This is a genomic window from Bacillus sp. FJAT-28004 (assembly GCF_001280845.1).
In the GTDB taxonomy this organism is placed as follows: Bacteria; Bacillota; Bacilli; order Paenibacillales; family Paenibacillaceae; genus Pristimantibacillus.
This window is the reverse complement of sequence record NZ_LGHP01000004.1, coordinates 272,705-296,176: the sequence shown is the minus strand read 5'-3', so window position 1 is coordinate 296,176 and position 23,472 is coordinate 272,705. Positions and strand designations below refer to the sequence as shown.

General features: G+C 42.6%; 21 protein-coding genes. 20 read left to right on the top strand and 1 reads right to left on the bottom strand.

Annotated features, from left to right (window positions below; genetic code table 11):
- Positions 1 to 72: 72 nt before the first annotated feature.
- The 8 genes from lepB to AC787_RS31340 all read left to right on the top strand — a co-directional run bounded on the left by lepB (position 73) and on the right by AC787_RS31340 (position 12,180).
- A complete protein-coding gene (lepB, locus tag AC787_RS31370) occupies positions 73 to 615 on the top strand; it encodes a signal peptidase I (RefSeq protein WP_054028902.1) in 543 nt (180 codons plus the stop codon).
- 163 nt (positions 616 to 778) lie between these two features.
- Positions 779 to 2,257, top strand: a complete 1,479-nt coding sequence (locus tag AC787_RS31365) for a sensor histidine kinase (protein WP_063847742.1) — start codon at positions 779 to 781, stop codon at positions 2,255 to 2,257.
- Positions 2,235 to 2,924 (top strand): response regulator transcription factor, encoded by a 690-nt coding sequence (locus AC787_RS31360; protein WP_054028901.1) that lies wholly within the window; start codon positions 2,235 to 2,237, stop codon positions 2,922 to 2,924. Before AC787_RS31365 ends, AC787_RS31360 begins: the two co-directional genes overlap by 23 nt.
- A 24-nt stretch (positions 2,925 to 2,948) precedes the next feature.
- The gene (locus tag AC787_RS31355) at positions 2,949 to 5,978 is read left to right on the top strand and encodes an efflux RND transporter permease subunit (RefSeq protein WP_054028900.1); all 3,030 of its coding nucleotides are present in this window, start codon (positions 2,949 to 2,951) and stop codon (positions 5,976 to 5,978) included.
- A 257-nt stretch (positions 5,979 to 6,235) separates the two neighbouring features.
- On the top strand, positions 6,236 to 6,487 hold the full coding sequence (locus AC787_RS33550; protein ID WP_082361367.1) for a heterocycloanthracin/sonorensin family bacteriocin: 252 nt from the start codon (positions 6,236 to 6,238) through the stop codon (positions 6,485 to 6,487).
- 178 nt (positions 6,488 to 6,665) lie between these two features.
- Positions 6,666 to 8,606 (top strand): putative thiazole-containing bacteriocin maturation protein, encoded by a 1,941-nt coding sequence (locus AC787_RS31350; protein WP_054029058.1) that lies wholly within the window; start codon positions 6,666 to 6,668, stop codon positions 8,604 to 8,606.
- Positions 8,603 to 10,543 carry a TOMM precursor leader peptide-binding protein gene (locus AC787_RS31345; protein WP_054028899.1) on the top strand — a complete coding sequence of 647 codons (1,941 nt, stop codon included), beginning with the start codon at positions 8,603 to 8,605 and terminating at the stop codon, positions 10,541 to 10,543. The genes AC787_RS31350 and AC787_RS31345 overlap by 4 nt, the downstream gene beginning before the upstream one ends.
- A gap of 56 nt (positions 10,544 to 10,599) precedes the next feature.
- Positions 10,600 to 12,180 (top strand): SagB family peptide dehydrogenase, encoded by a 1,581-nt coding sequence (locus tag AC787_RS31340; RefSeq protein ID WP_054028898.1) that lies wholly within the window; start codon positions 10,600 to 10,602, stop codon positions 12,178 to 12,180.
- Between the two features lie 68 nt (positions 12,181 to 12,248).
- Here the strand turns inward: AC787_RS31340 and AC787_RS31335 are convergent, their stop codons facing one another.
- Positions 12,249 to 12,761, bottom strand: coding sequence for a hypothetical protein (locus AC787_RS31335; protein ID WP_054028897.1), 513 nt, complete (start codon positions 12,759 to 12,761; stop codon positions 12,249 to 12,251).
- Between the two features lie 160 nt (positions 12,762 to 12,921).
- Between AC787_RS31335 and AC787_RS31330 the strand changes: the two genes are divergently transcribed.
- The 12 genes from AC787_RS31330 (at position 12,922) to AC787_RS31275 (ending at position 23,238) form a co-directional block, all read left to right on the top strand.
- Positions 12,922 to 13,263 (top strand): DUF3889 domain-containing protein, encoded by a 342-nt coding sequence (locus AC787_RS31330; protein WP_054028896.1) that lies wholly within the window; start codon positions 12,922 to 12,924, stop codon positions 13,261 to 13,263.
- Between the two features lie 82 nt (positions 13,264 to 13,345).
- Entirely contained in the window at positions 13,346 to 13,657 is a 312-nt protein-coding gene (locus AC787_RS31325) for a YbjQ family protein (protein ID WP_054028895.1), read from the top strand.
- Between the two features lie 186 nt (positions 13,658 to 13,843).
- Complete coding sequence (locus tag AC787_RS31320) at positions 13,844 to 16,207, top strand: DUF4350 domain-containing protein (protein ID WP_054028894.1); 2,364 nt, start codon at positions 13,844 to 13,846, stop codon at positions 16,205 to 16,207.
- 89 nt (positions 16,208 to 16,296) lie between these two features.
- Positions 16,297 to 17,229 carry an ATP-binding cassette domain-containing protein gene (locus AC787_RS31315; RefSeq protein WP_054029057.1) on the top strand — a complete coding sequence of 311 codons (933 nt, stop codon included), beginning with the start codon at positions 16,297 to 16,299 and terminating at the stop codon, positions 17,227 to 17,229.
- The gene (locus AC787_RS31310; RefSeq protein WP_063847741.1) at positions 17,226 to 18,131 is read left to right on the top strand and encodes an ABC transporter permease; all 906 of its coding nucleotides are present in this window, start codon (positions 17,226 to 17,228) and stop codon (positions 18,129 to 18,131) included. The genes AC787_RS31315 and AC787_RS31310 overlap by 4 nt, the downstream gene beginning before the upstream one ends.
- Positions 18,132 to 18,284: 153 nt before the next feature.
- The gene (locus AC787_RS31305) at positions 18,285 to 18,557 is read left to right on the top strand and encodes a hypothetical protein (protein ID WP_054028893.1); all 273 of its coding nucleotides are present in this window, start codon (positions 18,285 to 18,287) and stop codon (positions 18,555 to 18,557) included.
- Positions 18,558 to 18,586: 29 nt separating this feature from the next.
- Entirely contained in the window at positions 18,587 to 19,663 is a 1,077-nt protein-coding gene (locus AC787_RS31300; protein ID WP_054028892.1) for a CHAP domain-containing protein, read from the top strand.
- Positions 19,664 to 19,769: 106 nt separating this feature from the next.
- The gene (locus tag AC787_RS31295) at positions 19,770 to 20,081 is read left to right on the top strand and encodes a rhodanese-like domain-containing protein (RefSeq protein WP_054028891.1); all 312 of its coding nucleotides are present in this window, start codon (positions 19,770 to 19,772) and stop codon (positions 20,079 to 20,081) included.
- A 187-nt stretch (positions 20,082 to 20,268) separates the two neighbouring features.
- The gene (locus AC787_RS31290) at positions 20,269 to 21,195 is read left to right on the top strand and encodes an aminoglycoside phosphotransferase family protein (RefSeq protein ID WP_054028890.1); all 927 of its coding nucleotides are present in this window, start codon (positions 20,269 to 20,271) and stop codon (positions 21,193 to 21,195) included.
- A gap of 196 nt (positions 21,196 to 21,391) precedes the next feature.
- Entirely contained in the window at positions 21,392 to 22,138 is a 747-nt protein-coding gene (gene map / locus AC787_RS31285) for a type I methionyl aminopeptidase (RefSeq protein WP_054028889.1), read from the top strand.
- A gap of 27 nt (positions 22,139 to 22,165) precedes the next feature.
- Positions 22,166 to 22,777 (top strand): GNAT family N-acetyltransferase, encoded by a 612-nt coding sequence (locus tag AC787_RS31280; protein ID WP_152970825.1) that lies wholly within the window; start codon positions 22,166 to 22,168, stop codon positions 22,775 to 22,777.
- A gap of 56 nt (positions 22,778 to 22,833) precedes the next feature.
- Entirely contained in the window at positions 22,834 to 23,238 is a 405-nt protein-coding gene (locus tag AC787_RS31275; protein WP_054028887.1) for a hypothetical protein, read from the top strand.
- The last annotated feature ends 234 nt before the right edge of the window (positions 23,239 to 23,472 follow it).

Here is a 23,472-nt window from a genome sequence, read left to right as displayed (position 1 = left end):
TAAAAACGTATTAAGCAGAGAATTATTATTACTTTTACCAGAAACAACCAATAATTGATGAGGTGAATGTTCATGCAAACAGAAAAACGTCAAGCAAAAAGATGGATGAAAGAAGTAAGGGAATGGGTCGTCTCCCTTGGCATTGCCGTTGTTGTGGCGCTATTATTTCAGAACTATGTTTATGCGCAATCGGAAGTACATAATGTATCTATGCAAAATACGCTAGTTGCGGGACAACGATTAATCGAAGATAAATGGTCATACCGGCTTCATGAACCGCGTCACGGTGATATTGTTATTATTAGCGGACCTGAAAGTGAATTGCGTTTAATTAAGCGTGTCGTAGGCTTGCCTGGCGACGTAATCGACATAAAAAACGGGGAAGTATATTTAAACGGTGAAAAAATCGAAGAGCAATACGTTAAAGGACAGACAGTCGCAGGCAGTGTTTCCTTACCTTTTAAGGTTAAAGAAGGGCAGCTGTTTGTAATGGGGGATAATCGCGAGCATAGTATGGATAGCCGAGAACTTGGTCCGATTGCTAGATCAAGCATCGAAGGCAAAGCTGTATTTCGGATATGGCCACTGCCGAAGTTTGGAACATTAAGCGAATAAATTATTTATGACATTAAATAAAAACGACGTTAATTAAATGTCCGAAAAACAATCAAACGTAATACTTTTGTAAGAAATGGTTACAAATTCGTTTAGAAATAGCCGTTATGATTAACCATAGAGTCAAAGACAACAAAAAAGCATCAGCGAGGCGTGAACAGAAGTGTCCATTCGAGTGAAGCTGTATATGTCCTACTTGGCGATGATTTTTGTACCGATCATATTAATGAGTGCTTTTATGATATTTATTTTTTATGCTCGTGGAGTCGAGGATGTTCGTCAATATTATGAAAATGAAAACAGAGAGCCTTATCTCCAAGCATTAGTATATGGCGAATTATCTTATGTACTTCGCAATGATTCCGGCGAACTTGAGAAGAAGGAATACGTAGCCGAGATTCAGGAGCGACTGGGCAAGTTATGGGCGGGACTTCTGATTTCAAGGGATGGAAAAATCACTTCCGTCGCGCCGTTCTTGGAGCAGACAGCTGTCCATGCAAATTGGCAGCAATTATTGGATCAGCCGCCTCCGAAAGTTGCGTTTAATTCTTTCCGATTCGAAACGAGTACAGTCGATTTTACTTATCCTGATGGAGGAGAGGGACGCGCAGTACTTTTCCGGCGAAATGATACGGTGCCTATTTATTGGAGACCTGTCGGCACAGTGTTCAGCTTAGCTTTTATTGGCTTAACAAGCTTGCTGCTTACTTACTTTGTATCTAGAAGCATCATTCGTCCCATTAAGAAACTGGAAGCGGCAGCACTTCAAATTAAGGACGGTGATCTGTCACACAAGGTTGAGGCTACGACGAAAGGTGAGATCGGTCAGCTTAGCATCGCATTTGAGGATATGAGGGTAAGATTGAAGCAGTCGATCGATCAAAGCCTTCAGTATGAAGAAAATCGTAAAATGCTGCTCTCCCACATCTCGCATGATTTGAAAACACCGATATCTGCGATAAAAGGTTACGTTGAAGGCATCATGGATGGAATTGCCAACACGGATGAAAAGCGGAAGCGTTACATGGAGACAATCTATCGTAAAGCTACAGACATGGATCAATTAATTGACGAGCTGTTTCTATTCTCGAAGCTTGATCTTCAAACAGTAGCATTTGATTTTAAAGTGATGGATATTAAACGTTACTTGGAGTATTTTTTGGATGAGCAGCGGTTTGATCTAGAGAAATCAGGTGTAGGATTGCAGTACATTGAGCAAGTTTCAGAGCCGATCCTGATCGCAGCTGATCCTGACAAGCTAAGCCGAGTTTTAACTAATATACTGAACAATTGCGTCAAGTATATGGGACAGTCTTCTGGACTCGAAAAACATAACATTGTTGTTCGAGTAACTGAATTGGAGGAGCACGCTCTGATTGAAATTGAAGATTCAGGTCCTGGTATTGAGAAGGATGACTTGCCTTTTATCTTCGATCGTTTCTATCGAGCAGAGCAATCACGCAACTTAGAGACAGGTGGCAGCGGACTCGGTCTTGCAATCGTCAAACAAATTATTGAAGGGCATGGCGGTACGGTGTGGGCGGAAAATGCAGAGCATGGCGGTGCCCTGTTCTGTCTGAAGTTGCCTAAGTCTGTATCCGTCAAAACGGTGGGTGGTCATGAAGAGCATACTAATTATTGAAGATGAGAAAGCCATTGCCGAGCTGGAACGTGATTATTTGGAAAGTTACGGTTTTAACGTTCACATTGAAGGGAGAGGTGATATCGGGCTAGAGAAGGCATTGGAAGGAAAGTTTGACCTTATTATATTGGATGTGATGCTGCCCAAAATTGACGGCTTCGAAATTTGTCGACAGATTAGACAAACGATCAACATTCCAGTGCTGATGGTAACTGCGAAAAAAGAAGATATTGATAAAATACGAGGACTAGGCCTTGGTGCTGACGATTATATGACCAAGCCCTTTAGTCCGAGTGAGCTAGTAGCAAGAGTGAAGGCGCATTTGGCTCGTTATGAGCGATTGACAGGAGACAAAGGGGAACGAGGCGAGCATATTCGCATTCGTGGTTTGTTTATCGATAAGCCTTCGCGCAGAGTGATGATCCATGAGCAGGAAGCGATGTTGACTTCAAAGGAATACGAGCTGCTGCTGCTTCTAGCTTCACACCCCAATCGCGTTTTTGAGAAAGAAGAGTTGTTTGAACGTATTTGGGGGCTTGATTCCAACGGGGACGCAGCTACGGTCACGGTTCATATTCGGAGGCTGCGCGAGAAAATTGAGCATGATCCATCCAAACCTCAATATATAGAGACGATTTGGGGTGTGGGCTACCGCTTTAAAGTATAGATAGAAGATGAGGAGTGGAAGAGATTGAAGAGCATCATCCGGTTTTCACTTAATAACAAATTTGCTTTGTGGATTTTGACGTTACTTGTGTTGTTTGCGGGGCTTTATTCAGGAATGAATATGAAAATGGAAACATTGCCCGACATTACAGTACCCATCGTAAGCGTCACAACCGTTTTACCAGGTGCTGCACCTGAAGAGGTTATGGAAAAAATTACGGAACCGATTGAGCAGCGGACTCGCAATCTTAAAGGTGTTAAAGTCATCAGCTCAACATCCTATGAGAATGCTTCATCTGTCGTAATTGAGTATTCGTATGAGACGGATATGGATAAAGCGGAAGCAGAAGTTAAAAATATTCTTTCTGAGCTAAAGCTTCCATCTGGAGCACAAGATCCTGCGGTATCCCGTATCAGCTTGAATGCATTCCCTGTACTCTCGATGAGTATCTCTAACGATAAGATGAATTTAGAGCAACTTACGAAGGAAGTTGAAGATAATGTTTTGCCGCGCTTTCAGGGTATTGAAGGTGTAGCGAGCATTCAAGTCTCAGGACAAAACGTTAAGGAAGGCGAACTATCCTTCAAAACGGATAAGCTAAAGCAAATCGGCTTAACCGAAGAGATGGTGAAAGGCATCATCCAAGCCTCGGCTATATCGGTACCGCTAGGTATTTATGAATTTGGCGAGTCAGAGAAGGCACTAGTCGTTGATGGAAACATAACGACAGAGAATGATTTGAAAAACTTAATCATCGTGCCAGGCGTAAAGCTTAGCGATGTTGCCGATCTTAGCATAATTGGCAAAGCGGAGTCGATTTCTCGCACGAACGGTAAAGATGCTATTGGCTTTAACGTAGTAAAGGCGGCTGATTCCAATACGGTTGACGTCGTTAACAATGTTAAAGCAGAAATAAAAGAACTTGAAGGTAAAAATGATGGTTTATCTATTGTAACGACACTTGATCAAGGCAAGCCGATCGAAGATTCCGTTCACACGATGTTAAGCAAGGCGGTAATCGGCGCATTGTTCGCTGTCATTATCATTATGATTTTCTTGCGTGATATTCGTTCCACGATTATTGCTGTCGTTTCGATTCCGTTGTCCATCTTGATTGCTCTCCTTATTTTGAGCCAAATGGATATTACATTGAACATTATGACGCTTGGTGCGATGACCGTCGCGATTGGACGGGTAATCGATGACTCCATTGTCGTTATCGAGAACGTATATCGACGAATGGCACTTCCTACAGAGAAGATGAAGGGCAAGGAGTTAATTCTTGATGCAACGAAGGAAATGTTCGTACCGATTTTGGCATCCACAATCGTAACGATTGCCGTATTCCTACCGCTAGGACTTGTTTCTGGCATGATTGGTGAAATTTTTCTTCCGTTTGCTTTAACGATTGTATTTGCGCTTTTAGCATCTCTATTAGTTGCCATTACGGTCGTACCAATGCTGGCACATATGATGTTCCGCAAAGGTATGAAAGCTGGTAAGGTGCATCACGATAAGCCGGGCCGCTTAGCTGAATGGTACAAGGGAGTCCTTCGCTGGTCACTTGACCATAAATTAGTTACATTTGGTTTAGCTACACTTCTTCTCATCGGAAGTTTGTTCTTGCTCCCTGTAATTGGAACCAGCTTTATTGCTGGCGACGAGCAGAAAATGATGATTGTTTCCTATAACCCTGCGCCTGGTGAAACACGTGAACAGGTTGAGAAAATGGCTCTTGAAGCAGAGAAGAAATTGCTGGATCGTGAAGGCATTACAGTCGTGCAATATGCGGTTGGCGGTCAAAATCCATTTAGTCCTGGAGCATCAAAGCAAGCATTGTTTAACCTCAGCTATGATGAGGATTATGCTGATTTTACAGCTGAGAAAGAAAAAGTTGTGCCTCTGCTGCAGGAATTAGGCGGCAAAGGTGAGTGGAAGCAGCAAGATTTCACAGGCGGTGGACTTGGCGGATCGGGCGTATCCATGCTCGTTTATGGTCCGGATATGAGTGCGGTTCAACCTATTGTGGATGATCTTATGAAGAAGCTTGCAGACCATAAGGATTTGAAAAATATTGATTCCAGCTTATCGGAAACATATGAGCAATACCGTCTTGTAGCTAATCAAGAGAAGCTTAGTCAAAACGGATTGACAGCAGGGCAAATTGCGATGGCTCTTAGTCCGGTACGTGAGCGTCCAGTTCTAACAACAGTCGAAGTGGATGGCGAGCAATTTAACGTATATGTGAAGGTTGATACAAAAACCTATGCGAATAAATCAGATCTCGAAAACGTGAAATTGACTTCTCAGCTAGGTACAGAAGTTGCTCTGAAAGATGTAGTGACAATCGAAGAGGGCCAGTCGCCTAATACGATAACTAGGCGCGATGGTCGTATGTATGCTGAGGTTTCAGCAGATGTAACCGCATCTGACATCGGTAAGGTTTCGGCTGAACTTCAGAAGATGATTGATGAGACTGATCTTCCAGCTGGTGTTGATATTGATATGGGCGGCGTAACAGAGCAGATTAATGAATCGTTTATGCAGCTCGGCCTAGCGATGCTAGCAGCGATCGCAGTTGTTTATCTTGTGCTTGTCATCACATTTGGCGGTGCATTAACACCTTTCGCGATCTTGTTCTCACTGCCGTTCACGATTATTGGAGCACTAGTGGCTTTGTTAATTGCAGGAGAAACGCTTAGCGTAACCGCAATGATCGGAGCGCTCATGCTCATTGGTATTGTCGTTACGAATGCGATCGTTCTTGTAGACCGTGTTATTCAGAAGGAGAAAGAAGGACTTTCCATCCGCGAATCATTAATTGAAGCAGCGGGTACACGTCTTCGTCCGATTCTGATGACGGCTATTGCAACGGTTGGTGCATTGCTCCCGCTTGCATTTGGATTCGAATCTGGCGGTTTGATTTCCAAAGGGATGGCTGTTACTGTAATTGGCGGTTTAACGAGCTCAACACTGCTCACGCTTATTATAGTACCAATCGTATACGAGTTCTTGAACCGTAAGCGCAAACCACGCATTGCTGAAGAAGTATAACTTGAAGTTGCTTTGCAGAAATAATAAAGAGGCTGTGGGCAAGGTCATTGACCTTGTAGCAGCCTCTTTTTTTTGGTTTTTCATTTTACATTTCGAGCTTCTAGGGGAATGGATTAGTAACACTAGCGGAGCTTTTTTCATACGTATATGTCATGAATGATTATCGGCATATGACCAGTTTGGGTTGTTCTCATTTTCATTTCCTATTTTGTGAGTGCCGATAATAATCACATGAACATATAACGGAGGCTACTGAGATGAATGAATTTAAGAACGATCTTCAAAATCTGAACATGGATGCATTTAAATCGAGCGGCATGACGCCGAATGCGGGGCAAGGTCAAGTGGATCCTAACAATGCTCGTCTATGCATCGGCTTTTGCATCGGCTTTTGTATCGGATTTTGTTCATGCGGAGGTTGTGGTGGATGCGGCGGTTGTGCTAGATGTGGAGGTTGTGCACGCTGCGGAGGCTGTGCAAGATGTGCTGGCTGTGCCCGTTGCCGTTAAAATGTACATGTAAATAGAAGGCTTAAGACACCTCTGTAAACGCTATTGGCGATGCAGAGGTGTCTTTCTATGCTTGTGCTGGTATGACGGACAAATAGCCTTACATACCATTATAGAGGATCTCATGTTACAAAAAGTCAGAATTCATTATAAGGAGGAATGAAATTTGGATCCTTCTATGCGCCTTAAAGTGAGGGGAGATACTTTTTTTCTCCCCAGCTCGGACGGAAGTGTCTATTTCCGAAACAATATCGGTTCATTTCGAATGGAAGGTAGTACGATTGATCAATGGATTGAGAAATTAATTCCGGTATTTAATGGTGAGCATACGATGCATGATTTAACGGATGGATTGCCAGATCAATACCGCGATCATGTTTATGAGATTGCAAAAGTACTGTATGCGAACGGATATGTTCAAGATGTGAGTCAGGATCGACCGCATCAACTGCAAGAGAGTATTGTTAAGAAATTTGATGCTCAAATTGAATTTTTGGACAGCTTTGACGGGTCAGGGGCGTACCGTTTTCAGTTGTATCGTCAATCCAGCGTGCTTGTTGTTGGCTCTGGCACTTTTTTGGTATCACTTGTTAAATCATTATTTGAGTCTGGATTGCCACAATTCCACTTGCTAAGTTTAAACTCGGAAACAACAAATGAAAAACGGATTTTGGAGCTAGAACAGCATTACCGACAGTTCGATTCAGAGGTCAAGGTGGACGAGATCAACTTGCCGAAACATGGAGGAATAGACTGGTCTTCGATTGTGCAGCCATATGATGCGGTACTATTTGTATCGGATCAGGATGGCGAGCATGAGCTGAAATCGCTTAATGAAATGTGTCGACAAAAAAACAAAGTGCTGATGGCGGCTATAACCTTAGGGCAGGCAGGTCTAGCAGTTCCTCTCTCGTATTTGAATTCGGAGGGTGATTGGGAATCAGCATGGCGCAGAGTCCATCATTCCGCCATTTATAAAGACACAAATGATCATGGCGCTTCATCCATTGCGGAATCGCTGCTCGCTAACGTAATCGTCTTTGAATGGTTAAAAACTGCAGCGGGCGTAACAAAACTCGAGAAAAATAATAAACTGTTTCTGCTAAATTTAGAGACGCTGGAAGGGAAGTGGCATTCGTTCCTCCCCCATCCATTAGTTAGTGGTAAACGTATTATTGAGATCGTAGAAGATTTTAAAATTCAGGCAGGAGAGGACTTAGGGAAACGAGATTCAAGCGGATTGCTTCCTTTCTTCAGCCAGTTAACATCAACGGAAACAGGTATCTTCCATATTTGGGATGAAGGGGAGTTGCGGCAGCTTCCACTTTCGCAATGCCGTGTTCAGTCAGTCGATCCGCTTTCAGATGGCCATGCTCTTCTGCTTCCTGAAATGGTATGTAATGGTCTCAAGCATGAAGAGGCACGTAGGGAAGCAGGTCTAGCTGGCATCGAAGCTTATATGTCGCGTATGGCGAATTTGCATATAAACCAGTCATACGAACAAAGCGGCGTATCTGAATCTTCAACATCCCACGAGATGATAAGTGTAGGAGCTGGTGAGACAATCGAGGAGGGCGTTTGCCGCGCTCTGCAAAAGTATTTAGTGGATGCACGAATGAGGTTATACGAAGCTTACACCCCATCCATCACAATGGTGAAGCTTAGTCATGTAGAGGATGAACGATGCCGTTACTATATAAGCGCCTTAACAACGATGCAAGGAGCACCAACATTTGGACTCGGTGAGGAGGTATTAGGCTTTCCCGTTGTGTGGTTAAAAGCAAACAATCGCTGGTATGATGCCGTTGATCTCAATATAACAAGGTCACTTCGGAGAGTACTATTGACTGCTTTGCTTGATATTCAAAACAAAGATGCTCATTTTGCGGTGGATTTGCCTCAAGTGTCTTCTATAAATCTAAAAGAAACCGAAATAGACCCTATTTCGATACCAGCTTGTAATCCATTCGAACACCACGAGGTTTTGCAGTCTGCTTTGCAGCATTTGAATAGCATCCACAAGCGTCTACTCGTATTTAACATAACTTCAGAACCTTTTTTGAAAGAGGAGTTAGCGGGAGTATTCGGCATCTCGCTTAGAGAGGAGGATGAAGAGTGAACGCTATTGTAGCGGTTGTTGGAGAAGGGCAGCTCGTGGACTACGTAAGCGATATATTGTCTGTTAGTTGTCAACTTATTAGGGTGAACGATATGACGTCCGAGGTTCCGGAAACGGCTGAGCTTGCTCTCGTGCTTAGTGATGGCTATGATTCCTCCTCTCATCTAATGGCGGAGGAAATATTCAAGCAATTGGGTAAACCGTGGCTGCGCGGGTTCGTATCATTTGGTGAGGGTGTGATTGGTCCGCTTGTCGTTCCTGGGAAAGCGGGCTGTTCGCAATGCGCTGATTTACGGCGCTTAATGGCTGGTAATGATCGAAAGGAAATGTGGGAGCTGCAGCATTTGTTCATGCATGGCGAAGTTTTTCCGGATATTTGGTCTTCTCAGAGCGGACTTCTGCATTTGGCTTATCTGATTGCAGATGAAGTCCAGAACTTCCTAATAAGCAATACAGTCCATCTTGAAAATCGTATCAAGTTGATTCATTTGCAAACGCTGAACAGCTCAAATCATTTTTATTTGCCAGATCCTCTTTGTACGGTATGTGGAGAAATGCCTGCTGATACTGCCATAGCTTCACGAATTAAGCTGCAGCCAAGCCCGAAAATCAGTGAAACCAGCTACCGCACTCGTTCGATGGGAGAGCTAAAAGCTGTACTTTCCAATGATTATCTAGACAATCGTACCGGTTTTTTGAATGGAAAAATGATCGACCTCATGTCGCCATTTGCTGACTCAAGCATCAATTTACCGATGTTCTCGGGAGATGAAGGCTGCGCAGGGCGTACACACTCTTTTGAAGACAGTGAAATGACTGCCATTTTGGAAGGGTTGGAACGTTATTGCGGCATATCGCCTAGGGGAAAGAAAACAGCGGTTCACGATAGTTATGATCATTTAACAGAGATAGCGCTTGATCCCATTCGGGTAGGTGTACACGCTAAAACGCAGTATGAGCGACCTGATTTTCCGTTTCAGCCATTCGATCCGAGCAGGAAAATAGATTGGGTATGGGGTTATTCATTCTTGCAGGAGAGGCCTATTCTCGTTCCAGAGCTGCTCGCTTACTACAGCTCCGGCTGCGGCCACGGCTTTGTATACGAAACCTCGAATGGCTGCGCTTTGGGAGGAAGCTTGGAGGAAGCTATCTTTTACGGCATATTGGAGGTTGTGGAACGGGATTCATTTCTTATGACCTGGTATGCGCAGCTGCCGCTTGTTCCAATAGATCCTTATTCCTCCGGCGATCTTGAAATGAACTTAATGGTTGAGCGATTACGCGATGTTACCCATTACGATGTGTATTTGTTCGATTCGACTATGGAGCACGGCATTCCAAGTGTGTGGGTACTTGCCAAAAACAGAAAGGATCATGGCGTAAATATGATTTGCGCCGCGGGGGCACATCCTGATCCTGTGAGGGCGGCAAAAGGTGCAATTCATGAGATTGCGGGCATGCTGTTAGCTTTTAACGAAAAATTAGAGGAGAACCGCGAGCAGTATGAACAAATGCTGCACGATCCTTTTTTAGTACGACAAATGGAAGATCACTCCATGCTGTACAGCTTGAAGGAAGCAGAAGAACGAATGAATTTTCTGCTCCAAAATGGCCGTCCGATCCTCACCTTTAAAGAGTCGTTCAAACCAAAGGCGCGGCATGCAGATTTAACGGATGAATTAAACGTATTTCTCCAAATTTTCCGTGAGCTTAATTTAGAGGTGATCGTTGTTGATCAAACGACGCCAGAAACGCTGAGAAACGGACTTCATTGTGTAAAGGTGCTCATACCCGGCATGCTTCCCATGACATTCGGCCAACACCTTGTCCGCTTGAATGGCCTAGAGAGGGTGCTGAGAATACCAGCACAATTGGGCTACACAAAGGAGCATCTTAAGCATGAACAGCTTAATCCTTATCCGCATCCGTTTCCATAATCACTTTCTGCTATTTTAAGATAGTTTTCTTGTGCTGGGACTTAGGAGGAAGAGAAATGAGTCTGAAGGCATTTTTGCACCAATTGCAATACGACCCAGACAAAACCAAGCCGAAAGATGTCGAAATTGATTGGGATAACGCTCCTCTACCGTATAAACTATATCGTCATCTTCCTGTATTTCCACTCGCTTCGGATGTTCCGCTTACGCTAACGGGCAAAAGAGATCAAGCGATGCCAACGCTTCGGGATATAGGCCATTTTCTGTGGTACACATTCGGGCTGGCACAGCTTAGTCATGCTGTTATCGAACAAAATACAGGGGAGGAATGGGAAAGCTTATTGCAGCTTTGCAGAAGGTTTGTTCCTTCAGGTGGTGGGCTGTATCCTAGCGAAATGTATCTTTATCTGAAGTTGGATGATTTACCTAACGGGATTTATCATTATGATGCGGCTCATCATCGATTGATTTTGCTGCGGGAGGGTCAATTCGATCGTTACTTAGGCAATGCTCTCGGTAACCGTTGCGATTTATCAAGCTGCTTCGGAGCTGTTTTTGTATCTACTTTTTTTTGGAAAAATTTTTATAAATACAATAATTTTTCATATCGTTTGCAGGGATTAGATGCAGGTTTGTTAATTGGTCAACTGCTTGAGGTAGCGAAGCGTTTTGACTTTGAAGCGGGTGTTTACTTTCAGTTTCTTGACCGTGCCATCAACCATTTGCTTGGGCTGCCAGACTCAGAGGAAAGTGTATATGCTGTGATTCCCCTTACGATAGATTCCAATATGGAATGGTTCCATAATGATACTAGCACCAAAAACCTGATGTCATTAGCAGAATTATGCAGTGATCTACCTATCATAGAGCACGAACACTATATGCGTTCAAAAAACGTATTGAACTATCCGATGCTGATTAAGCTCAATGAAGCATCCATCATGGATTCCGCATTAGCATTTAAACAGCTGGGAAGGGAAGAAAAGACGGTTAATCAAAGCGATGGTCATGTTTTACCTCAAGTAAATAGGCTGACATATGATTTAGCATCGGTATGCAGGCAACGTTATTCACCAGAGAATGAATTTATATTGCAAGCGGTGAGTCAAATGGATTTGGCGGCACTATTGCAAGAGATCATGATTTCATATAAGTATAGAAATGATTTGGATGGTTCGATGCAGAGTCCAATATCTCGCGTAAAGTTATATGGCTGCTTTTATGGTGTTCATGGGATACGAGATGGAGCATATCACTATGATGCAAAGGCTCATGTATTGCAGCTTGTCCGTGAAGGCGATCAAAGGCCATGGCTTCAGTATGGCATGTCTTTGGATAACGTGAATTTATTCCAGGTACCGCTTAGCTTTCATGTGGCCGCCGATCTGGAACATCTTCACACCGAGCTTGGTTATCGTGGCTATCGTATTCAACAAATGGAAGCGGGAATGCTGGTTCAGCGTTTGCTGCTCGCAGCTTGCGCAATAGGAATGGAAGGACGACCGCTGCTTGGGTTCGACGTTAGTTCCATGAATGAGCTTTATGGATTAACTCCAATCGGACAAACGAGTCTGATTCAAATTCCAATCGGCCCATGTCGGGCACGTTCACGGCTCGAAGGCAGTTTATCGCAATAATTGAATGTAAGATAAAGGGCAGATTGAATGGTATTACCATTCAATCTGCCCTTTTGTGTTTTTCTTTTTTAACCGTAAGGCTTTTCTACTGCAGCCTTCTGCAGCTGCTCACCAGCTGGCTGGCATGTAACCGGAAAGCAGACATGATGCGGGTGATGATGCATCATAGGATGGAACCAAGCATGATGATAGTCTAATGTCATATGCTCCCACCCATCATGATAATGATGGTGATCGTAGTGCATATGCTCATCCCACATTTCATCCATCATATGATGATCGTGATGCATGTGATGGAAATCATCCATCATGGGGTGAAAGTGATGCATGTGGTGGAAATCCTCCATCATCGGATGAAAGTCATCCATCATGTGATGGGGGTGATGCATGTGGTGGAAGTCGTGCATGTGAGGATAGTGATGCATTTGGCTTAAATCAACACAGCAATGATATTGGGGGGGAGCAGTCTCTGCATTTGCAGTTTGCGGCCCCAAATTTGCCTGATTCGGGCTAGTTTGCATTTGTTGGAAATACTCGGGCATAACAGCCGATTGTGGCATATAAGATTGATTGCGTATCATGGTGTGCCTCCTTTTTATCATACTCTACAATATGCTTTGAACGAATAAAGGGCACTTATCCCTATAAAATGGGCTAAAACCTTCACCATTTAAGAATAGTACACAGCGAAGAGGGTGACGCTAGTACCATTACAATCAATGAAATAGGTGGTTCGTGTAAATGATAATTAATATTGTAATTAAGGCTGTATTTGCTCTGCTCAGCTTCACACATTCGGACGTCATTGTGTTGGAAACTGCTGCCTTGCACGCGGAGCCATCCTACGCAAAGTGGGGAAAGTTGGCCATGCAGGAAACGTCAAAAGCTTACAGTGATGCTTCTATCGTCAACTACAAATATGAAGGAAGAAAAAAGCTTCCGAATGGAGAGTCAGAGGAGTCCTTCGTTCTGCTGTTAAATAAAGATGCCAAACAAATTGCTATTCGTGTTACCATTAAAGTGAGTACGGATACGGATAAACTCATTAACGTAAATTTGAAGGAACTGAATGATGGCATTTAATTGAAACATGAAGTAGAGTTGCTCGTATTATAAGCAAATGTTTTAATTAATAGCTTCTTAAAGAAGCAGGAGGAGCATAACAATGCTAATTTCAACAACACCAACAATAGAAGGACGCCCCATTCAAGATTATCTAGGAGTCGTTACGGGAGAAGCAATTATGGGCGCAAACGTTGTTCGTGACTTCTTTGCATCGATTACTGACATCGTTGGAGGTCGCTCTGGTGCATATGAGAGCAAGCTGAAGGAAGCTCGCGACGTAGCCATTGGAGAGATGAAAAATCAAGCTTCTTCACTTGGAGCAAATGCTATCGTTGCAATTGACATCGATTATGAGGTAGTGCGCGAAGGAATGCTGATGGTAGCTGTTAGTGGAACGGCAGTGCGTCTATAAGTAAATTTACCATAGAACTGGAAAACGATGAAACTTTGAACACCGTAAGCGCAGCTTATAGGATCGAGTTTTGTCGTTTTTTTGTGTTTTTTATGTTTGTTTGGAAAATAATGCAACAATCCATTTGTAAAATCCGTTAAAATAAGGATGTATATAATTGGAATATCAAGTAAAGAGAGGGATCAAATGGTGAACCGTTTTATTAACTTTAGAAATCGAACAATCGCGTATGCGGTTATTATCAGTATGATAGCAGCTTTTTTAGGCATATCTGGCAGCGTGCAGGCAGCATCATTGGAGAATGGAATTGCTTTGGAAACGAGTGTCGGCTTTCAAGGCTATATGAAGCAAAATGAGTGGTATCCGGCAAGGCTTACACTGACCAACCGTACCTCTGAGGATTTGAAGGGGGATGTTGTAGTTACCATAACTGGAGCAAATGACTTGGTCATTCCTGTCGAGCTGCCACAAGGTACAGCCATACAACTAACAGCTTCAATCCCAGGTGAGGTTCTGAATAAGAACAATAGTAAAATTCAATTTTATAAGGACTCATACAAATCAGGAAAAATTATTCCAATTATCGGCAACGATTACATAGACGTAAGGACGGCAAGCAGTTATACCATTGGTGTTATTTCTCGCGATCCGGATACTTTGAACTTTATGCCATCATTAAATCAACGTGGCTATGAGATAACGGTTATACCGATTGATGAAAAGGAATTACCGAATGATCCTGTTTTGCTCAAAACACTAAATACTATTGTTATTAATGATATGGCTACAGCAGGCTGGACGGAGCCTCAAATTGAAGCCATCACGAATTGGGTACAGCAAGGCGGAACACTCGTGTTATCTGGAGGAGCGGGCTATAGCAAAACCGCAGAAGCCTTTCATGAAATTTCACCGCTCGAAGCGTCTGGCACGTCGACGATATCTAGCGCGGCTTCAATTGCCAGCTTCGGAGGTACGCCACTTACATTAGAAAAACCTTTGGTCATCTCGACAGGGCGCATAATCGATGGCAAAACAGACGTGGCTGAGAATAATTTGCCGCTAGTCGTGTCTCGTAATTATGGATTTGGCAGCGTTATTTATATCGCCTTTGATCCTTCACTTGAGCCCATGTCTACTTGGGCAGGAAGTGCGATGCTTTGGGCGAAGCTGCTGAAAAACAATTTGACGCCGCTGCAGCCAGGCATGATGAACAGCTCGAATAGCATGTTATGGAATATTGAAAGTATTGTTGATGAATTCCCTTCGATTAAACCACCCAACTTCATGCTCCTTTTGTGGATGTTTGTCGGCTACATGATCATAGTTGCACCAGTGCTGTATATCATATTAGCCAAAACAGATCGTAGAGAATGGTCATGGTGGCTTATTCCAGCTTTTTCTGTCGTTACCGGAGTTGCAATCTTTTTCTTTGGCGCTGATGATAAGCGAAACTTATCAGCTCATACGATTGAGATCATTGAACTCACAGGGCAAGGTGACGCTGTTCGATCAGGTGCAACGGCGGTGTTTATACCAAGTGGAGGTACGGTGACCGCTGAATTTGATAAAAAAGAAAATTTAATTTTTTATTCCAATTATAACCAGAACGGAAACCCAGCTACCGATGGTAAAACACAATTGATTTCAGAAAATAACACGACTACAGCGGTGTGGCGATCCGTTCCTTATTGGTCAACACGTAAGGTATGGATGGAAAAGCAGACAATGAATAGCGATACGGGGCAGTTAACGCTTGCGTACAAACAGAGCCGCCATTCGATTGAGGTTAGTGCTACCAATAATACGACGACTGATCTTACGAATGTATCCTTGCTCATCAATGGTCAAGCTCAGCTCATTGGTGACTTGAAGCGAGGCGAGAGCGGGCAAACGACGATAACAAAAAAGACGAACAATCAGTCTGGTTATTATCCTTATGGACAGATGATGTTTCCGTATCCATCAAACCGAGGTAAAGATGATTATAATCGCGAGCGTCAGCTTGTCGACAGATATGTCAACCGGGGCAATGGGGGCATTATTCCACCAGACCCTTTATTGATTGGCTTTAGCACGGATCATGAGCAGAAGTACAAGGTGAACGGTGAAACCATTCGGACGGATAATTTGAAGCTTTGGGTTCAGAAAGTTGACACTGCGTTTATTGATGGAAATCGTGTCATCGTACCAGCAGGATTAATTAATCCGATTATTACAGAAAATGCTACAAGTCATTTGGAAAACTACGGTAATGGAAATTATTCAATAGGCGAGGGTGAGCTTACCTTTGAGTATTTACTCCCAAATGATCATGCGGCCGTATACGACCATCTAGAAATTCTTTTCAACAGTGGTACAAAAACTACAAATCTTGCACTGACGGTCTGGAACGAAAAAACAGGCAGTTGGACAGATACGAACAGTGCCGCAGCAGCGCCAAATGAGTATTTAATTAATAATCAAATGGTTCGGATGAAGTTTTCGGTCATTGGTTCTGTGGAAACGAGCTTGCCGCAGATTGCTTTAGAAGGAGAGATACGGACAAAATGAACAAAAATAACGATATAGAAATCATTAATGTTGAATTGGCTAATTCGGCTCCATTAGTTCAACCATCAAATGAGCAGTTTGAAGTGCCAATGATTGAAATCAAGCAGCTTTCCAAAACATTCGGAACATTTCAAGCTCTTAAGTCGATCGATTTAACGATTCAAAAAGGAACAGTTTTTGGATTTGTTGGACCAAATGGAGCGGGGAAATCAACAACGATGTCTATTCTAGCCACGTTAATGATACCCACTTCTGGAATCGCCAAAGTAGACGGATTTGACGTAACGATACATCCTCATGAAGTGCGAAAGCGAATTGGATATATGCCAGATTTTTTTGGTGTGTACGACCAATTCAAAACGATAGAATATTTGCATTTCTACGGAGCTAGCTATGGAATACCGAAGGCGGAGCGGGAACAGCTGATTCCGCAATTGCTGGAGCTTGTTAATTTAAGTGATAAAAAAGATGCTTATGTAGATTCGCTCTCTCGGGGGATGAAGCAGCGGCTTTGCCTCGCGCGCTGCCTCGTTCATGATCCAGAGCTGCTTATTCTAGACGAGCCTGCTTCAGGCCTTGATCCGCGTGCACGGATTGAGATGCGCGAAATTTTGCGAGAGCTTAAGTCCATGGGCAAAACGATTATTATTTCGTCGCATATTTTGCCTGAGCTCGCGGAAATGGTAGATGAAATCGGCGTCATTGAGCATGGTGAAATGATTGCGATTGGAAATGTCACAGATATTCAAAATAGATTACGGGTAAAACGATTACTGCATGTGAGATTGCAAGGTCGAGAATCAGAAGCGGAACACTTCTTACGTGAACGTCCTTATGTCAACCGGATTTTAAGAGATGAACGAGGGATTCAGATTCATTTTGGCGGTCAGGATGCGGAGCAATCACGGCTGCTTCATGAGCTTGTAGAAGCTGGATTTCAACTTATTTCCTTCAGCGAAGCTCAAACGAATCTCGAGGACGTGTTTTTGGAAATTACGAAGGGAGGCGACGGACTCGAATGAAGGAGCAATCAGCGGCAAGGTCAGACCGAATAAGCTGGCGTAATCAGCTTATTAACCCTGTATTGAACAAAGAGTTCAAACTAAGAATGAGGACTCCGCGTGCGATGTGGACGTTGTTCTCTTATTTATTTGCAATTGGCTTACTGGCATTAAGCGCGATTTATTTATCAGAAGTGACTTCTGGACGCGGACAGTCGTTTAATCCAGAGCAAAGCAAGATTTTGTTTTATTTTATGAGTATGGCGCAGCTTGGTTTGATCGCTTTCATGGCCCCAGGTCTTACTTCCGGTGTCATCAGTGGAGAGCGAGAGAAGCAGACGCTTAATTTGCTGCTTACGACACAGCAAAGCTCGGCAACGATCATTCTAAGCAAGCTAGTGTCTTCTCTGAGTTTCATGGTGCTCATCGTTATCAGTACGATTCCTGTATACAGCATGATTTTTTTATATGGCGGCATCTCACCAAAACAGCTTTTTCTTGTCTTTTTATTTTATTTGTTCATTATGTTTGTACTTGGTGCATTCGGTATATCGTTCTCGACGCTGTTCAAGCGAACGATGATATCTGTGATTGTGACGTACGGTCTAACCTTGTTTTTGTTTGGCGGAACGGCTCTATTTTATATAGTGCTCATTGGCGTGGTGGAACAATTGCCGGTATCAACTACAAATTCGTACGGCTGGATCGGTCATGTCATTGCTTGGAATCCAGCAGCTGCCTTATACAGCATTCTAGATCCATCTATCTCAGATCAAGCTTTTTCCGTAAATACGAGCAGACAGTCAATGAACAATGCACCACTTGCTTTATGGCAGGAGTTCGTCATTGTGTATTCGCTTCTCTCAATCCTTGCTTTATGGCTAGGTATCCGTCGACTACGTCCTCGTATAAAAAGGAAATAATGATTGCGGAGTGGAGTATGAATGTATAAATGAAGATATTGAAGTAGAGTATTACTTTGCTAAGTCATGCTTACGAAGTAAGTTTTGCTTCGCAAAACTCCTCTGGGTTAAATGCTGCAGTTGAACGGACTGTAACAAATATGTCCTTGGAGGATGATCAAGCGTTTATATTCCGAGCGAATGTCAATCGGAACTATACGGATTTATCGCAAGGCAGGCAAACGAGGCTCTGAGCTGAATATGAGCAACTCTATTGCAGGTGATTCTAGTACTCAAGCGCCAACAAGAGAGTTTGAACAGGTTAGAAATGACGATCTTAACGGTTCAAGCGATTTGAAGAGGAATAATGTGAATCAGCAGGCTGAAGCGGAGAGCGGAGCTACGATCAATCGACTGCTTGCAGCGAAAAATAGAAATAAGCGGTAGCATGTTATTCAAGTGAAGGAGGAGCCCAGTTGAACACTGTTAAAAAAGAGAATCGAATGGAAAGCATTCGTTTTTTTGTTCAAGAATTGATTTCATCGATGAATAATGAGGTAGAGAAACAGGAAGCATCCATTCATTTGTTCGGCGTTTCTAGCTTGGCTTCCTTGCTAGCGATGAGAAGAGGACAGGATTCTGAACTCGCATCAATCGCAGGATTGCTTCACCGTTTTTATGAATACAAAACCGGAATTTGCGAATTTTCAGGACTTAACAGCGCAGAATCAGTCCGACCTTTTATTAGGGATTTGGATCTGTTTACGAATGAAGAGCAGAATACGATTCTTAGAGCGATCTTTTATCACGAAGACAGGAGCAGCATCCAAGGACCTTTTGAAGAGATTTTAAAGGATGCCTACGTATTGCAATTGTATCTTCACAAACCAGACATTTATTTCGATCAGGATGGGAAGAGCAGACTTGAATATGTGTTAAAGGAGTTAATGATTACCTCCAAAAGTATAAGAGAGGAAAAAAGCAAGAACAGAGAATGGATGCATGATCGTTTAGATACACGGGAGCTTCTTGCCGAAATCGCGGAGACGCTTGCACGTGAAGATATCATTGGTGTGCCTGGCGATGAACGGTATAGGGAAATTTGCCGTTATTGGCCAGACTCAGCTATTTATAAAGTGCTGAAAAATAGCTGGTGTGCTGCATTTGTTTATCATTGCTGCAGATTAGCTGGCCTTCATCTTCCTATTCGTTACCCAAACGGTGTTTGCCGTTTCGCTGGTGTAGCTGCTTGGCTAGAATGGGCACAGCTGCCTGAAACCGGATTTTTACATAAGGACGGACATGATGGATTTACACCTCAGCGAGGTGATATTGTCATTTACGATAAGCTGCTCTCTGATGATCCACATGATCATATTGGAATTATTTTAAGCTGTGAGGATACACAGGTATTAGTAGCAGAGGGTAATCGAGACAATCAGAATTACTCCGATGTTTTCTACAGGGAGAGACATCGCTTTATTCTAGGTTATATTCGGATAAATGATGGCTACCAATATGAATGGAACGGCGAATATATTCCAATTACTTAATGATATTAATAATTAGGGAGGGCCTGACAAGATAGACATGGGCTGACCTTAGCGTTACAATGCTTTTAAATGAAAATTTAATGCAATGCTTGAAGGGATGGGTAACATGTACTCAGAGATTACGACAGCCGAGTTAGAGAGCCAGTTGAAAGAAGGCAAAACCTTAAATCTAGTTGATGTGCGTGAACCTGAAGAATGGCAAGAAGGCCATATTAAAGAAGCACGCAGCATTCCGCTATCGACGCTTCAAGAGCGGATTGATGAATTTCAGCAAGGGGAACAAGAGATCATTCTCATTTGCCGCAGCGGCGGTCGTAGTGGTAAAGCCTGCGATTTCCTGGAATCCCAAGGTTATAAAGTTGTAAACGTTGCTGGCGGCATGCTTCAATGGCAAGGCGAAGTAGCCATCGGCGAATAATAAATTAGTAACGATTATCAACATCGTTTGCCTAAAAAAAGCCCATTGAGGGCTTTTTTTATTTGTACATCGGAATGCAATATCAGAACCTCCGAGGTAAGAGTAACAAATGAGTATAACAATTGTTTCTCTTGCAGCCTTCATTGTAATCCAGCTATATTTAATCAAAATAATGGGGGGCGTTACTATGTCACATGTTAAACCGAGCTTATCAGTTAATGAAGTTTATACTGTATTGCAGCGTCATTTCGGAAGAAATGTAAGCGATGTCACAGCAGGTGAAGGTGGTAATTTCAGCAGTGTCTTTTTCTTTGAATTGGACAATGAACCGTATGTTGTACGCTTCAATGCGTCTAAGGAATCTTTTCAGCAAGAGCAGATGATTTCAAAGCTGCTTTCTTCGCAAGAGGTGCCTTATCCAAAAATTTGTGGAATGGGTGATGAGGGGCATTTCAGTTATTGTATTTCAGAGCGAAAGCTAGGAATTGTACTGGCGGACCTGGATGATGAGCAGAAGATTGCTGTTGTGCCGGATCTGGTTCATGTCATTTCCAAGATGAATCAGGTTCAATTAGGACAGACAACGGGATCTGGGCCGGTCGTTGAAGGCAGAAATGGACAATATGCTGCGTGGGAGCAATTTGTAGCAGCATTTTATGCAGAGAATCAGGAGGGAACCTTTTGGGAAAACTGGCATGAGCTATATCACATGACATGTTTGGAACGAGATGTCTTTGAAGAGATTTATGCAAGGCTTATCGCGTTTTGCCAGTATAACGCACCACATAGACATTTTGTTCACAATGATTGTCATGAGTGGAATATTATTTCTGATGGTCATAGCATTACTGGAATTATTGATGCCGGGTTTTTGTATGGTGACTTCATGATCGATATAGCGACGATTGAACATGCAATCCCTGGTATAGACTTGAAAGAAGCATTCCGTGTTCATTATGAGCAAATAGGCAAACCGATAGAAAACTTTAAGGAGAGGCTTACAGGAGCTCGATATTTTAAAGGTTTAGACGGTCTTCGTTTTTTTGCGAAAATGGGCTGGGATCATGCCTACATTGAGCTCCGCGATAAATTGCTTTCTCTCCCAAAATGGTAAATCATTAAAACGCCTTTCTACACACACAGGGTCATTTGCACATATAATGCAGTGACGCATCTTATAAAATACTGACGGTTTTTGTGCGGTTTGGATATATTTTTTTGACCATTTGAGGTATCCTTAGAATCACATTGTTTTTTAGAAAAATACTTCAGGCATCATCGTCAATGAAGTAAAGGATTGGGTGATTGAAATGATTGTAATCAAGACGAGTGAAGAAATAGCAAAGATGAAAAAAGCAGGGGACGTTTTAGCTGCTTGTCATCGAGAGCTTCGAACGTTTATTCGTGCAGGCATAACGACGTTAGAGATTGATAAATTTGTCGAAACCTTTTTGCAAAATAATGGAGCTACTCCCGAACAAAAAGGTTATCACGGCTACCCTTTTGCGACTTGCGCCTCGATTAATGATGTGATATGTCATGGTTTTCCAAGTGAGAGGGCCTTAGTCGATGGAGACATCGTAACGATTGATATGGTGGTCAACTTAGATGGATGGTTAGCGGATTCTGCCTGGTCTTACGCAGTAGGAAATGTATCTGAAACTTCGCAAAAGCTGCTTGATGTTACAAAGGAATCACTTTATAAAGGAATTGAGCAGGCTGTAGTCGGAAACAGAATCGGAGATATTTCTCATGCGATTCAATCTTTCGCAGAAGCACAAGGCTTCTCCGTTGTAAGAGATTTTATTGGTCATGGAATAGGGCAGAAAATGCATGAGGAGCCTCAGGTGCCTCATTATGGACCTGCGAATAGAGGTACGCGATTAAAGGCTGGGATGGTCTTAACTATAGAGCCGATGCTCAATACAGGGAAGTACCACAGTAAAATAGATGAAGACGGATGGACGGCTCGTACGGTTGATGGAGGTTTGTCTGCACAATACGAGCATACGCTCGCGATTACAGATGAAGGACCGATTATTTTAACTGAGCAATAGGTTTCTTCAACGAACAGACTGCCGTCAATGACGGCAGTCATTTTTATAAACAATTTTGCAACGATAAGTTACTTTTTTGAAAAAAAGATCGTCTTATTACATATAGGCAGGAGTGAGCAACAAGTGGAAATTAGAACAGAAGAAGTGAATGATTTCGCAGATGTTTTTCAACTAAATTATTTGGCTTTTGACAACAGAGAAAATGAATCGAAATTGGTTGAGAAAATTAGAGTTTCGGAATCGTTTGTACCCGAGTTGTCTATTGTAGCTAAAGAAAATGATCAAGTTATTGGACATGCTTTATTTAGTAAAGCTCAGGTTGTGGATGGAGAAAACAAACATGATGTTATCGTTCTTGCTCCAATTGCAGTGCTGCCAAGTCAACAGAAGAAAGGATTAGGCGGTCTATTGATCCAAGAGGGATTAAAAAGAAGCGCGGAGCTGGGTTATGATTATGTTTTTTTAATCGGGCATCCAACGTATTACCCTAAATTCGGATTTAAACCAGCAAGATCATTAGGATTCGAGCTAAAACAATTTGATGTGCCTGACGAAGTCTTTATGGTATATGAATTAGCGCAAGGAAACCGAAAAAAAGTGCAAGGTGAACTGATTTATCCGGAGTCATTTTTCGGATAAACGTAGCGATTCAATCGGTTTTTTTACACGATCCCTTGAAGAAAGTAGGAGCCATTTTGAGCAAGAATAAGGGATATATGTTATTGGGTGTATTCGCTTTGATGCTTGTCATTTTTTTATTCAACTGGCTTAGAACAAATACAGACAATTTCGGGATGCTTCAGAGCTTTTCTGTGACTATTCATAATCAATCGGACTATGATATCGTTTCGGTTGAAACAGGAATCATTTCAAGCTTAGAAGTGCATAGCTATTCAAAAGAAATTAAAGCTGGCGATACGGTTCGAATAAAACCGCAATTAAATTTAGCAGGTGAAGGTGCCGTATATTTGAAATATACGGATTCTAGAGGAATGACGAAGGAAACCGTTGCATGCGGCTATACAGAATCACTCTCTGGCAGCACGAGGTTAACCATTGATAATGATGGGGTAGCTGAGAATGAACAAAAGTGCTTGTAAAACCTGAAGCACTGCTCGGTATTGTTAAGACCCTCTTCTCTTAATTTTGAGAAGTGGGTCTTTTTGTGTGCCAAAATGCTCAGCTGAATAAAGGGTTATTGTCTCGTATTAACAAGATTTTTTTTGTAAAAGTATTAAATATAACTATTATTTTTAGAGTACAATCTATATTTCTTAAGGTATTTTATTCCTTTCCGCTTTGATAAAATTTTAGTGTAAGCGCTATCACGCTTA